The 13,120-nt window shown below is 37.2% G+C and carries 13 protein-coding genes; 9 read left to right on the top strand and 4 right to left on the bottom strand.

Annotation, left to right across the window (positions count from 1 at the left end; genetic code table 11):
- Positions 1–23 precede the first annotated feature (23 nt).
- From ACSLUO_RS00530 to ACSLUO_RS00540, 3 genes are all read right to left on the bottom strand, one after another.
- Positions 24–1,031 (bottom strand): aspartate carbamoyltransferase, encoded by a 1,008-nt coding sequence (locus ACSLUO_RS00530; protein ID WP_448245359.1) that lies wholly within the window; start codon positions 1,029–1,031, stop codon positions 24–26.
- A gap of 566 nt (positions 1,032–1,597) precedes the next feature.
- On the bottom strand, positions 1,598–2,032 hold the full coding sequence (gene hemJ / locus ACSLUO_RS00535; protein ID WP_448245360.1) for a protoporphyrinogen oxidase HemJ: 435 nt from the start codon (positions 2,030–2,032) through the stop codon (positions 1,598–1,600).
- Positions 2,032–3,711, bottom strand: coding sequence for a chloride channel protein (locus tag ACSLUO_RS00540; RefSeq protein WP_448245361.1), 1,680 nt, complete (start codon positions 3,709–3,711; stop codon positions 2,032–2,034). The genes hemJ and ACSLUO_RS00540 overlap by 1 nt, the downstream gene beginning before the upstream one ends.
- A 201-nt stretch (positions 3,712–3,912) precedes the next feature.
- Here ACSLUO_RS00540 and ACSLUO_RS00545 point away from each other — a divergent pair, with 201 nt between their 5' ends.
- Positions 3,913–4,650, top strand: a complete 738-nt coding sequence (locus tag ACSLUO_RS00545) for a DUF6776 family protein (RefSeq protein ID WP_448245362.1) — start codon at positions 3,913–3,915, stop codon at positions 4,648–4,650.
- Between the two features lie 71 nt (positions 4,651–4,721).
- On the top strand, positions 4,722–5,063 hold the full coding sequence (gene erpA / locus ACSLUO_RS00550; RefSeq protein ID WP_448245363.1) for an iron-sulfur cluster insertion protein ErpA: 342 nt from the start codon (positions 4,722–4,724) through the stop codon (positions 5,061–5,063).
- A 69-nt stretch (positions 5,064–5,132) separates the two neighbouring features.
- Here erpA and ACSLUO_RS00555 read toward each other — a convergent pair whose 3' ends face one another.
- On the bottom strand, positions 5,133–6,302 hold the full coding sequence (locus tag ACSLUO_RS00555) for a cyclic di-GMP phosphodiesterase (RefSeq protein WP_448245364.1): 1,170 nt from the start codon (positions 6,300–6,302) through the stop codon (positions 5,133–5,135).
- A gap of 255 nt (positions 6,303–6,557) precedes the next feature.
- On the opposite strand from ACSLUO_RS00555, the gene ACSLUO_RS00560 reads away from it, so the two are divergent.
- From ACSLUO_RS00560 to rpsR, 7 genes are all read left to right on the top strand, one after another.
- Positions 6,558–7,175, top strand: coding sequence for a tetratricopeptide repeat protein (locus ACSLUO_RS00560; RefSeq protein WP_448245365.1), 618 nt, complete (start codon positions 6,558–6,560; stop codon positions 7,173–7,175).
- Positions 7,176–7,296: 121 nt separating this feature from the next.
- Complete coding sequence (gene rnr, locus ACSLUO_RS00565) at positions 7,297–9,729, top strand: ribonuclease R (protein ID WP_448245366.1); 2,433 nt, start codon at positions 7,297–7,299, stop codon at positions 9,727–9,729.
- Positions 9,730–9,768: 39 nt separating this feature from the next.
- Complete coding sequence (gene rlmB / locus ACSLUO_RS00570; protein WP_448245367.1) at positions 9,769–10,524, top strand: 23S rRNA (guanosine(2251)-2'-O)-methyltransferase RlmB; 756 nt, start codon at positions 9,769–9,771, stop codon at positions 10,522–10,524.
- An 89-nt stretch (positions 10,525–10,613) separates the two neighbouring features.
- Positions 10,614–11,897 (top strand): YdgA family protein, encoded by a 1,284-nt coding sequence (locus ACSLUO_RS00575; protein ID WP_448245368.1) that lies wholly within the window; start codon positions 10,614–10,616, stop codon positions 11,895–11,897.
- A gap of 209 nt (positions 11,898–12,106) precedes the next feature.
- Complete coding sequence (gene rpsF / locus ACSLUO_RS00580) at positions 12,107–12,520, top strand: 30S ribosomal protein S6 (RefSeq protein WP_448245369.1); 414 nt, start codon at positions 12,107–12,109, stop codon at positions 12,518–12,520.
- 22 nt (positions 12,521–12,542) lie between these two features.
- Positions 12,543–12,848: a primosomal replication protein N gene (priB, locus tag ACSLUO_RS00585; RefSeq protein ID WP_448245370.1), complete on the top strand. Its 306-nt coding sequence runs from the start codon at positions 12,543–12,545 to the stop codon at positions 12,846–12,848.
- Between the two features lie 44 nt (positions 12,849–12,892).
- A complete protein-coding gene (gene rpsR / locus ACSLUO_RS00590) occupies positions 12,893–13,120 on the top strand; it encodes a 30S ribosomal protein S18 (protein ID WP_448245371.1) in 228 nt (75 codons plus the stop codon).

Consider the following 13,120-nt stretch of genomic DNA (forward strand, 5'->3'; position numbering starts at 1 on the left):
TTTCGGTTCAAATAATAATTGAGTTATTTACTGGTATGCCAAGTAATTGGCTTTTCGTAATCGGTTAGTTTGTTTTCAACACCTAATGTTAAAGCAAATAATGCCATACGTACTAAGACGCCATTTTGTGCTTGACGGAAAATAGCGAGATTTTCTAAGTCATTCAAGTCGTTATCTAGCTCATTTGCTTCCGGTCTTGAATCGCGTGGTAAGGGGTGCATAATTACCGTATTTTCTTCACAGTAATCTTGGTAAACCTTACGGTTTAAACTGAAATGTCCACGATATAAATCAGCTTCATCTTTTGAGGCAAAGCGCTCTTGTTGAATTCGGGTTTGGTAAACAACATCACTTGATAAACTACCTTCAAGTTTATCGGTTTGTATGATTTTATGACCAGCATCATCCAAAACACTAAGTACACTATCTGGCATTTTGAGAGCGGAAGGTGAAACCATGGTAATTTCTAAATTGCTATACAAACTTAATAATTTAGACAACGAATGTACCGTACGGCCGTGCTTTAAATCACCCATTAAGGTAATTTTTAGGTTATCTAGCCCTTTACCAAAGTGCTGCATTTCAGATTGAATGGTAAATAAATCAAGTAAGGCTTGAGTTGGGTGCTCATTGGCGCCATCGCCGCCATTAATTACAGGGACTGAACTGCCTTGAGCGAATTCGGTAACCGAATGCATTTGTGGATGACGCATCGCAATAACATCTGAATAACCGCTGATCACTTGTGCGGTATCAAATAGTGACTCACCTTTACTTAATGACGAGTTTTCTTCACCTACTGTTTCTCGAACAAAACCACCTAATAGGTTAAAAGCAGTACCAAAACTAATGCGGGTACGGGTACTTGGTTCGAAAAATAAATTATTTAAAATTGCCCCCTCTAATACAAAACAGCGCTTTTTACGGGTTGCGTAAGGCGTCATTTGGGCCGAAACATCGAGTATTCTAGTAATACTTTCGCGGTCAAATTGAGAGACAGAAAGGATGTGACTGCCTTGAAACATCATCATAGTGGTTTACCTGATTTAAAAAGCGTTGTTCCACTGGGTAGGCTGAATTATAAGAAAAACAATGCGCTCACTTTAAGATGTTTATCGATATTAAAGAGGTGCAATACATGCTTTAAAACAGACCAAGGGGAGTTAAATACGACCAAAATTGGTTCGCCACTCATCCCATTGCCTTGTACCCACGTTATATTATTTTGCATTAATTAAGCTACCGCAAAATTCGCCGCGAATATACCACATTAATACAATGAAATGAATTAGCGGATATTTAGATTTTTATAGTAGGTTATATTTATTGGTTAGTCTCAAGCTCTGTAGTATTTCAGTTTAGGGGCTGTTGATCTTTCGAGAGATTTTTTTCAGCAGTTTGTTGGGTATTTATACAAGGCAAAACCTTTGTTGTGTGGTTATTCCCATATGGATGTAGGTCATTAAGATAATGCAGGAGAAATTACCAAGAATGACTAGGCTACGCACTGCTCGCCGAGATTAAAACGGTTTGCTATCTTTAAATCGTCGAACGAAAGTTAACCGCGAAAGTGCAACAGCCCCTAGTTATAGTTAAATTAAAATTGTGGCTTTACATAAGCGAGAATAATAATGGCAAATAATATTAGTACCGGCACTTCATTAAAGATGCGATAAAACTTACCCGAACGGGTATTTTTATCCTGTTTAAAGGTTTGTAAAAGCTTGAAACAATAAGCGTGGTAAATAAATAAAATGATCACTAACGTTAATTTTATATGTAACCACTTACTTACCTTGAACCACTCCATTCCCATCTGGTAAATAACCAAAATCCCAAAAATTAAAGTTAAAAAAGCAAACGGGGTAATAAAATATAACAGACGTTTTTCCATACCTTTTAAATGTTCAGCAATGGCTTGATTGTTAGTTTCAGCATGATTCACAAATAAGCGCGGTAGATAAAAAATGCCAGCAAACCAAGCAACCATAAAAATTACGTGAAAAGCTTTTAGCCATAAAATTGTGGTCATTATTGTAGTTGTCCTTGTGTTAGATAACGTCTAATTTGTTCAAAAGGGATGATACCGATAAGGTTGTCAGGGGTTTGATGATAAATATAAACTCCACCAAAACGAATATTGTGAAGAATCGCGTAAGCTTCACCGAGCGTTGATTGGCTATTTAATGCAATTAATTGATGTTTTTTTTGTACCATTTTACCGCCTTCAAAAACCGCTTCATGCCAAAAAAATTGCAGGCCGTTATCAAAAGGCTGTTTTGATAAGATAAAGTCATCATTAGGTGAGGTATCAGTAATACTCAGGTTTTGTTTTATGTCCGCTTCATCTTTGAAGATAAAGTTTTCTTTCATTACACCTAAGACACCAATGTTTTGTAAAAAGCTTTCTATTGGTGGTTTACGATAAGTTAAATTTTGAATGTCTAATTGCATAATAAAGAGCGAGCGGTTTTTAAAAAATTGTCCTGATGCTAAGCAACTCGTCGCAATAATAACCATGGCCGGCACAATAACTTCTAATTGATTAGATAATTCAACAACTGCTAATAAAGCCGCTAACGGAGCATTTAATGTTGCCGCCATAAATCCCGCCATTCCCATTAAGGCAAAGTCACTGGCTAATTCAGCATTGCCCGTTAGTTGGCCAATAATTAAAGAAGCCAAAACACCCGCAATAGCGCCAATACTTAATATTGGGCCGATCACACCACCAGGAATACCTAAACCTAAGGCTATGATGGTCATTAAAAATTTAGCGAGTAGTGCGGTTGCAATCAGTTGAAATTGCCATTGGTTGGATAAGGCAAAGCTGACTTGGCTCATCCCCCCTTCATAAGCATTCGGCAACAAATAACTGAGCAAAGCGGTAATAAGGGCAGCAAAAATTAAGCGTTTAACAATAAAAATATGCTGAAAACGTTTAATTAAATAAATAAGTTGGTGGTTAAACAATGACGCTAAAATACCAATAAAAATGCCAAAAATAACCAAATATGGGTAATAAGTTATGTTTAAGCTGAACTTTACAAAGAACTCAAGTTCATGCACTGAACCTAAACTATACTGGGTAATTAACGAACCAATAATAGCGGCTAACATAATGGGGATAAAAACATGAACTTTATATTCCCGTAAAATAACTTCCATAACAAACATCACTGCCGCTATTGGCGTATTAAAACAAGCGGAAATTCCGGCAGCAATACCACAAGCACATAAGGTTCGAATACTATTGTAAGGTAAGTTAAGTTTGTTACCTATATAGCCGGCACAAGCCGCACCTAAATGCACCGAAGGGCCTTCTTTACCAACCGAAAAACCTGATGCTAAGGCAAAAGCGCCACCAAAAAATTGATTAATGGTATTGCGTAACGGCATAACGCCATAACTGACTTTTAGTCGATGTAATACAAAAGGAATGCCGGCACGGGTATATTTGTATCCGGTTAACCAAGACAACAAAATAATGATAATTATGCCACTTAGCGGTAATAGCAAACGACTTAATAAATTTAAACTGTTATAGTTGTCAAATAATATGGCGTAAAACGCTTTTATTGCGTCGATAGTGAGAGAAAATAAAATCACCATTGATGCAGCAGCCGAGCCGCCAATAATCGCTAAGATACAAAGCTGCCATGATGTTTGTGGTAATGCTAATCGTTTTCTAAAGTTCGAAATAACGCTCATAGTGTTTTTTAGGTCTTGTTGAATTCAAGCCGTTTAGTTGAATATATACCTTTTACTGTGCAAAGAGTATTATTTCATCGAGGTTAAGCCAAGCTTAGTAGTGTTTGAGTAATATCACTATTTTGCTGTTGTCTGGTGTTAAATTACTCATCTACTATGGAATCTTATTTTGCTTGGTAACGGATACATAATACTTTAAAAATGAACTGGTTAGCAAAAATAAATCTGAACATTGTTGTTGAACGATTAGGGCCTTTTAAGTCAGCTTTGTTGTTGATTTTTGTGATTACTACGTCGATTTTTTGTGGTTATCGCTTAGGTAATTTTTATCATAGCTTTCAAACGCAAACAATAACGCAGCAAAAGTTACGCTTAAATGACCTCTACCAACAGTTAGCAGAGCATGTTTCTCGTATTAATACCTTAGAGGTGGAATTAGCTGTTGAGCGTTTAGCTAATGACAAGTCGCGCAAGTCATTAAAAAACATAGAACAAAAACATTTTGAGTTAAAAAAACAACTCGCATTTTACGAAAAAGTGATGGCACCTGAAAAACAAGCAGACGGTGTTGTGCTGGATGATTTTATTATTTCGCCAACAGAAAGTGCTGGCCACTTTCGATTTCAAGTTGTATTAGTTCAGCAACAAAAACAAAAGCGCTACGCTAAAGGTGTTGTTGATTTTGTTATTGAAGGTAGTCAAAATAATCAGCCGGCGACTATCAAGCTTTCGCAAATATCTAAGCAAACTAGTGATGATTTATCATTTAATTTTCAATACTTTCAAATTGTTGAAGGTGAGTTTAGCTTGCCAGACAATTTTAAACCTGAGCAGGTTTTGTTGTCGGTTACTTTGCCTAAAGGCCGATGGCAAAAATATAGCCAGTTAAATGAAACCTATAAGTGGCCATTAGTGTTAGAAAATAACGTGGTTGAGTGATGACAATACTTGACTAATTTACTCAGGTTTAAGATAATCCACCCCAGTTAACAGAAGTAGCAGAAATATTCATGTCAAATCCAGATTTACCAATTCAGTTTACCGATGCGGCGGCTAAAAAAGTATTAACCTTAGTAACCGAGGAAGAAAATCCAGAACTTAAACTACGCGTTTATGTTACCGGTGGTGGTTGTTCGGGTTTCCAATATGGCTTTACTTTTGATGAAAAAGTCAATGAAGGTGATATGACCATTGAAAAACAAGGGGTTACCTTAGTTGTTGACCCTATGAGTTTACAGTATTTGGTTGGCGGTGAAGTTGATTATACTGAAGGATTAGAAGGTAGCCGCTTTTTGGTTACTAATCCTAATGCCACAACAACGTGTGGCTGTGGCTCATCATTTTCGATGTAAGACATTTAAGAGTTTTAAACTTTAAGAAGCTGACCAAGGTCAGCTTTTTTGTTTTTTTAATCGCGTTATTTAGCCTTGCATTAATAAAAACTCAACAATTTTATTCATATCTAAATCAAATTCATCGGCACGAACACCTTTGACAATAAAATCTTCTGTTTTTGATAAATCGATATCTTGTGTCATAACGTAGCGATGATCATCAACACTATAAAAAGAGCGAACTTTCGGACGAATAGGATCTGCATGATTTCGCCCTTCAACAATCGCTAATTTTTTAGAACCTAATTCAACTAATGAACCGACGGGATAAACACCGAGACATTTTATAAAGGTGTCGACAAGGCGTTTATCTAAGTGTTGTTGTTCAGCCAATTTCCGTAAAATACTAAATGACTTGATATGGCTATAACCATCTTTATAAACACGATCAGCCGTTAGGGCATCAAAAATATCGCAAATGGCAACCATGCGACCATATTGGGTTATTTTGTTTTCACTAATTTGGTACGGATAGCCGGTGCCGTCTAACTTTTCATGGTGAAGAGCGGCAACTTCTAAACTGATTTCTGAAATGCCTTTGGTTTGTTCAATAATTTTAATGGAATGATTTACATGGGTTTTCATGACGGTAAATTCTTTATCCGTTAACTTACCGGGTTTATTCAGTACGCTATCTGGGATCATTATTTTGCCAACATCATGTAAAAAGGCACCAACAGCTAATTGCCTAACAATTTGTTTATCAATGTTAAGGTAGCGAGCAAAAATTGACATTAAAATCGATACTGAGACTGAATGCTCTAATAAGTATTCATCTTTTTGACGAATATTAATAATACAAGCTAGCGCGTCAGGATTTTTGAAAATAGTGTCAATGGCTTGATCGGTAATTTCAATAACAGGAGTAATATCAATATCACGGCCACTCAATGCATCTTCAAATATTTTTCTTTGTAATGCTTTGGACTCATTGAATATTTTTTTCGCTTTGTTTATTTCTAAAATTAACGGTTGTGCTTGCGAATTAGCTGGAGGGATGACAATTTCATCTTGAACTACCAAGCTTTTGCTGGTGTCGATTAAAACACTTTCAACGCCTTTTAATTTTAAATGTGTGAGCACCTTTTCGTTTTTGATGTAACCTGGCGAGCTTAAAACATAAGAGCCTTGCTGCTTAACAATATCAACAATGTATTCGCCGATAGCGACATGCTTTAGTGCTTTTTCAGAAATCATATAAGGATACTACATTTAATAAACACGGTTGATGAATATGGAAACAGCGAATCTATATAACCGTATTTTAGATTATTATGCAAACGTCAAAAATAACTAATTTATTTGGTATTTATATTGCTTAATTATGGTCGTTAATGAGTAATTAGTAAATATTATCTTAATATCGATTAATATAAATTAATGGATATTTGATCTGCACCGATATGATAAGTGTCGGGTTAATTTTTCTTTGATGTCATAGGTTATTTTATTATGCGTTTTTTAATGTCAGTGGTTTGTAGCTTTTTATTGCTTGCTTTGCCACTTCGTGCCGAAATATTACAAGCGGTACAAATATACACAGACAATCAATTACTTGAATTAATAAAAGAAAATAAACATTTAAGCCAAGTGGTTATTGATGATTGCCAATTAACACAAGATATTGAAGCGCGCGCCATCAAGGTAAAAATGCCATCGTATCAATTTTTGTGGGGTGACATGCTCGCTTATGGTGTTTGCACTAAAAAAGACATTGAGCTTGGGTTGCATTATATGAAATTAGCCGCGGATCAGGGATTACCGGAAGCCTTAGAACAACTGGGGCGTTATTATCATGTCGGCAAGTTTATGCAGGTTGATATTAATAAAGCGGTCATGTTTTTAAAGGAAGCCGCCGTATTAAAAAACTTAAAAGCGCAATTAAGGTTAGCTGATTTATATAATCAAGGTTATGGCAGCCCGTTAGATTTTCCAGAACTGTATAGCTTATTACACCATGCGGTAACTGATGATAAAAAAACACATCAACGTATCGCACTGTGTTTAACTAAATTGGCAGAAAAAATGCCTGATCATGTTGTTGAAAAAGCTAAAACAGTGGTCTATTAATACCTTGTCCATGAAGTTTATACTGTTCTAAGTTGGAAATAAATTTAATGGAAAGGGTATAATCACAAGCCAAAAAAGGTATATTGCTATATACTTTAAAAAAACATTTTGAATTTTTTCTGTGACCATAAAAGACCCGCACGCAGCTCGTGAAGCTGACAAATATGAAAAACCAGTTGCTAGCCGTGAACTACTGCTAGAAATTATCGAAAAATCTCCGATCCCGCCGACATTTAAAGCGATATGTAAAACGCTTAATTACCAAGACGATAATCAAATTATTGGCATTAAACGTCGTTTACGTGCGATGGAGAATGCCGGACAAATTATTTTTAATAAATTTAAACAGTATGCACTCACGCCAAAAAATAGCGTGTTAACCGGTAAAGTGATTGGTCATCGCGACGGTTTTGGTTTTTTTACCCCCGATGTTGCTAAAGGTGAACCAAAGCCAAAAGATTTATACATTTCATCTTATGAAATGCAACGTGTTTTTCATGGCGATATTGTTGAAGCTATTTTAGTGGATAGAACCGATCGTAAAGGCCGTAAAGAAGTTAAAATTCTTGATGTGGTTGAACCGCGTAAAAACGGTATTGTTGGCCGTTATTACGTTGAAAACAAAGTGGCTTTTATTAAGCCAGATGATGCCAAAATTCAACAAGATATTATTATTGCCCCGAAAGAAAATTTAGGTGCTCGTCATGGGCAAATGGTTGTTGTTGATATTATTCAACGACCAAGTAAACGCAGTAGTGCTGTCGGCAAAGTGATTGAAGTATTAGGTGACCATTTGGCACCGGGTATGGAAATTGAGATTGCCCTACGAGAACATGACTTACCTCATACTTTTCCACCAGAAGTACTTGCTGAAGTATCAAAATTAACTGAAGAAGTACCAGAAGAGGCTAAAAAACCACGGGTTGATTTACGCGATCTTCCTTTAGTAACTATTGATGGTGAAGACGCTCGAGATTTTGATGATGCGGTTTATTGTCAGCCGAAAAAGTCAGGTGGTTGGCGTTTATGGGTGGCTATTGCGGATGTTAGTTATTATGTTCGCCCAGAAACTGCATTAGATGACGAAGCGATTGCACGTGGTAATTCGGTGTATTTTCCAAGCCAAGTTATTCCTATGTTGCCAGAAAAACTATCAAATGGTTTATGTTCATTAAACCCAAATGTTGATCGTTTGTGTATGGTTTGTGAAATGACGGTGAGTGCTAAAGGAAAGTTATCGAGCAGCAAGTTTTACCCTGCGGTAATGAATTCTCATGCGCGTTTTACCTATACCAAAGTCGCGGCGATACTTGACCCAAGTGCAGAGCAACATCAAGCTTTACGTACCGAATATGAAGCCTTAGTTCCTGATTTAGAAAACCTAAATCAAATGTACTTAGCTTTAGCGACGGCAAGAGATCAGCGTGGTGCTATCGCCTTTGAAACGGAAGAGTCTCAATTTCAGTTTAATGAAAATAAAAAAATTGAAGCCATTGTGCCGCTTAAGCGAAATGATGCTCATAAAATCATTGAAGAATGTATGATTTTGGCCAATGTGGCGACCGCTAAATTTGTTTTAAAGCATCAAATGCCCGGTTTATATCGTGCGCATGACAAACCGAGCGAAGAAAAATACCGCAACTTCGTTACTTACTTAGCAGAGTTAGGTCTTAAATTACCTTTTACTGAGCAGCCAGAGCCAAAAGATTATAGTCAAATATTACTCGCGGTTGCTGATCGTCCAGATCAAGAATTAATTCAAACCATGTTGTTACGTTCAATGCGCCAAGCGGTTTATCAAAGTGAATGTATTGGTCATTTTGGTTTGGCGTTACCTGCTTATAGTCATTTTACTTCACCGATCCGTCGTTATCCTGATCTGGTTATTCATCGGGTGATTAAAGCGATACTCGAAGGGCAAGAAAATAATCCGGCTAATGAAGGCTGTTACAGTTATCCTGAAGAAGCCATAATTGAATTAGGTGAACACTGTTCAATGACAGAGCGCCGTGCCGATGATGCCACACGTGATGTTGCCGATTGGCTTAAATGTGAATTTATGCAAGATCATGTCGGAGACACCTTTACAGGCGTTGTCAGTACCGTTACTAATTTTGGCATGTTTATTCGCTTACAAGATTTGCATATTGAAGGGTTAGTACACATTACTTCGCTTGGTCGAGATTATTATCACTTTGATGATGTTCGTATGTGCCTAACCGGAGAAAATACCGGTGCTAAATTCCGTGTTGGTGATGTTTTGGAAGTGCAAGTTGCCGCGGTTAATTTAGACGAGAAAAAAATAGACTTAGTTTTATCTGGTGGCAAGTTAGCTGCTAAAGGTAGCCAAACTAAAAATTCTGGTGATAAAAGAGCACCTAACAACGGCGCGTTTAATAAAAGTAGTCAAGATAAAAAAGCACCTGCTACTAAAGTAGGGAGTGCTAAAAGTAAAACCAAGAAAAAAGACAAGCCAATAAAGTCGAAAGCGAAAAAACGTAGTGCACGTAAACCTCGTCCCGGTAAAAATGCTCGATTAAAAGCGAAAAAATAAACCTTCTAATATTGAACAAATAAACACGATAGAAAAAATATGGCTAAGCAAGACGAAATTGTATTTGGCATTCATGCTATTAACTCAATGATAAAAAGAGCGCCCGAGCTTTTTATTGAACTTTGGTTATTAAAAGGACGTGAAGATGAACGCTTGATGCCTATTATTAACCTCGCCCGAAAATACGGCATTCCTATTCAGTTGGTTAACCGTAAAGTACTTGATGATAAAAGTGATGGTGAGCAACACCAAGGTGTTTTAGCGCGAGTAAAACCAGGTAAAATCTATACCGAAGCCGATCTTGATAGCATCATTGCTACTGCTGAAAAAAAAGGTCAAACGCCGTTTTTTCTAATTCTTGATGGTGTTACCGATCCTCATAATTTGGGCGCTTGTTTACGAAATGCCGATGCAGCTGGCGTGCAAGCGGTCATTGTGCCAAAAGATAATGCTGCACGTTTAACTTCAACTGTCCGCAAAGTAGCGGTGGGTGCTGCGGAAACCATTCCACTAGTGCAAGTGACTAACTTATCTCGCTGTATGAAACAGTTACAAGAAATGGGCATTTGGATTGTTGGCACCGCTGGCGAAACAGATACCAGTTTATACGATGTGAAATTACAAGGGCCAATGGCTTTAGTGATGGGAGCTGAAGGTAAAGGAATGCGCCGTTTAACACGTGAAAACTGTGATGATATTGTCAAATTACCGATGGCGGGAGAAGTGTCTAGCTTGAACGTTTCTGTTGCAACCGGTATTTGTTTATTTGAAATTGTTCGTCAACGAATGTTATAAATGTTGCGAATAAAACTCTGAAACATAAAAACAACAAGGATGCCTTAAAAAATGACTTCATTAAGGCATGATATAAGGATCATAAGTCAATGAAAAAATTAGGAATAGCAATTGCTGTCGTCGCTGGTATTGGTTTTATCGCACCGAAATTTGTCGGTGATGTGGTAGAAAATAAATATCAAGAAACTTTAGCTAAATTAGCATCTCATCCGTCAATCACCATTACGGAAAGTCAATTTTCTAGAGATTGGTTTTCAGGCGTATCTGTTGTCAAAATAACCCCTAGTGGTGATTTAGCTGAGCTGGAAAACTTTGTTTTAACCATTAAAGAAGATATTAACTTTGGTCCGTTTATTTTTGACGATTCCGGTTTAAGCTTTAATTTAGCTACGTCTTCAAGTCACTTTTCGTTTGATAAAAATACGGTACCGGAAGAATTCGCGACTGCGTTAAATGAAAAGTTGTCGCTAACCAGTAAAGTGACTTACGGCATGGATTATGTCACCGATATTCATTTAAAAGAAATTTTTAAAGAACAAGATGGTAACTCTTTTAGAGTAGGCGAAATGCAAGGCCAATTAACACTTAGTGATGATAAATACATGACGGGTGAAATTAATTGGAGCGGCTTAAACTTTAATGGTCCACAAGCTGTTGTGAGTATTTCTGGTGCTAAAATTGAACTTGATCAAGAAGTAATTTCAGGTGATTTCTATTCGGGTAATGCTGTAATGACCGGTGGCGGTGTTTTTAGTATCCCTGAAGTGATGGTGAAAACACCTGCGAAAGTAGAGTTATTTTCGTTAACTGACTTAGCTATTTCTGGTCGCTCGGAGATGGTTGATGAATTAATTGAAATGACAATTAATTACAACGTTAAAGATATTAATGCGCAAGGTCAAAATTTTAAAAATGCTAATTTAAATATCATCTTTAAAAATTTGGATGCGGATGTTTTAACTGAGTTAAATACCATGTTGGCACAAATTTCAGCGAACGCGAGTGAGCAAGAAGCGGCGATGAAAATGCAAGAAATTCTTACAGTTGCTAGCAAACTTTTAGCACATAACCCTGAAATTGAAATTAGTGACTTTAGTGTTGAAACACCAGAAGGCTTAATCAAATCAGACATGTTAATGTCGATTGATAATACAATTTATGACCCAGCGAATCCTATGTCGTTAATAGCGTCGTTAAAAGCTAACGCAAAAGGTAACGCACCAGAGCCATTTTTTGAAAAGCTAGGCATGAAGCCAATGCTTGATATGTATGTTGATCAGGGCTTAATTGTTCGGAAAAATAGTGATTTAAGTTTCACCGTACAGTTTGAACAAGGTAAATTAACCGTTAATGGTAATGTTTTACCACTTTAATCCCGCTATCAAAATGATTAACTCATGCTGATAATAGCGCCTAATCGGCGCTATTTTTTTATCTCGGCCACAATCACAAGTAAAGCTTGTCTTTACTGTTTATTTTACCTACAATACGCGACCTTAATTCAGCCGAACTTTTTGTTCCTTGCCTCTATACTGGTGTTGGCTGAGCCAGCGAACGAGGCTACAACCGTAAGGAGCTCGTAATGCGTCATTACGAAATCGTATTTATGGTTCACCCTGATCAGAGTGAACAAGTACCTGGTATGATCCAGCGTTATTCAGACATGATCACTGCTGCTGAAGGCAAAATCCACCGTCTTGAAGACTGGGGTCGCCGTCAATTAGCATACCCAATCAATAAATTACACAAAGCACATTACGTTTTATTAAACGTTGAAGCGCCACAGTCTGCTATTGATGAATTGGAAACTTCTTTCCGTTATAACGATGTTGTTATTCGTAACATGATCATGCGCACTAAAGGCGCGGTAACTGAAGCTTCGCCTATGGCTGTTGCTAAAGATGACCGTCGTGAAGAGCGTCGCGAAGTGAAGAAAGAGGTTACTGAAGAAGCTACTGCTGAAGCAAAAACTGAAGAAGCAGCTAGCGAAGAATAAGTAATCGGTGACAAGCTCTCTTATGGAGAACACACTCGTTTTAGTGGGTAATGTGGTTAAAGCACCTAAATTATCTTCTAGCCCTGCAGGCATACATCACTGTCAGTTTTCAATTGAACATCGTTCAATGCAAGTTGAAGCAGAGATGAATCGCCAAGCATTTGTAAGAATGCAGGTAGTGGCAACTGGCGAATGGTCACAGCACTTAACTCGTGAATTAACTGAAGGTATTGCAATTAAAGTGACGGGATTTATTAATCGTCACGAAACTAGAAACGGTACGCCATTACTAGTATTGCATGCTCAGAAAATTGAAATGATTAATTAAGTAATTGTTTAAAATGTTAAATAATTACATATTAGGAGAAATCCATGTCTCGTTTTTTTAGACGTCGTAAGTTCTGCCGCTTCACAGCGGAAGGCGCTACATCTATCGATTATAAAGATGTTGCAACTTTAAAAAATTATATCACTGAAAGTGGTAAAATTGTTCCTAGCCGTATTACTGGTACAGCTGCTAAATATCAACGTCAACTTGGTCGTGCGATCAAGCGTGCTCGTTACTTAGCAATTTTACCATATACTGATTTACACAAGTAA

It is taken from the genome of Thalassotalea agariperforans, assembly GCF_053470345.1.

What these genes read in the sequence shown, in the direction of transcription:
- ACSLUO_RS00530 (WP_448245359.1), bottom strand. Translation starts at nt 1,031, where the DNA reads ATGATGATGTTTCAAGGCAGTCACATCCTTTCTGTCTCTCAATTTGAC.
- hemJ (WP_448245360.1), bottom strand. Translation starts at nt 2,032, where the DNA reads ATGACCACAATTTTATGGCTAAAAGCTTTTCACGTAATTTTTATGGTT.
- ACSLUO_RS00540 (WP_448245361.1), bottom strand. Translation starts at nt 3,711, where the DNA reads ATGAGCGTTATTTCGAACTTTAGAAAACGATTAGCATTACCACAAACA.
- ACSLUO_RS00545 (WP_448245362.1), top strand. Translation starts at nt 3,913, where the DNA reads ATGAACTGGTTAGCAAAAATAAATCTGAACATTGTTGTTGAACGATTA.
- erpA (WP_448245363.1), top strand. Translation starts at nt 4,722, where the DNA reads ATGTCAAATCCAGATTTACCAATTCAGTTTACCGATGCGGCGGCTAAA.
- ACSLUO_RS00555 (WP_448245364.1), bottom strand. Translation starts at nt 6,302, where the DNA reads ATGATTTCTGAAAAAGCACTAAAGCATGTCGCTATCGGCGAATACATT.
- ACSLUO_RS00560 (WP_448245365.1), top strand. Translation starts at nt 6,558, where the DNA reads ATGCGTTTTTTAATGTCAGTGGTTTGTAGCTTTTTATTGCTTGCTTTG.
- rlmB (WP_448245367.1), top strand. Translation starts at nt 9,769, where the DNA reads ATGGCTAAGCAAGACGAAATTGTATTTGGCATTCATGCTATTAACTCA.
- ACSLUO_RS00575 (WP_448245368.1), top strand. Translation starts at nt 10,614, where the DNA reads ATGAAAAAATTAGGAATAGCAATTGCTGTCGTCGCTGGTATTGGTTTT.
- rpsF (WP_448245369.1), top strand. Translation starts at nt 12,107, where the DNA reads ATGCGTCATTACGAAATCGTATTTATGGTTCACCCTGATCAGAGTGAA.
- priB (WP_448245370.1), top strand. Translation starts at nt 12,543, where the DNA reads ATGGAGAACACACTCGTTTTAGTGGGTAATGTGGTTAAAGCACCTAAA.
- rpsR (WP_448245371.1), top strand. Translation starts at nt 12,893, where the DNA reads ATGTCTCGTTTTTTTAGACGTCGTAAGTTCTGCCGCTTCACAGCGGAA.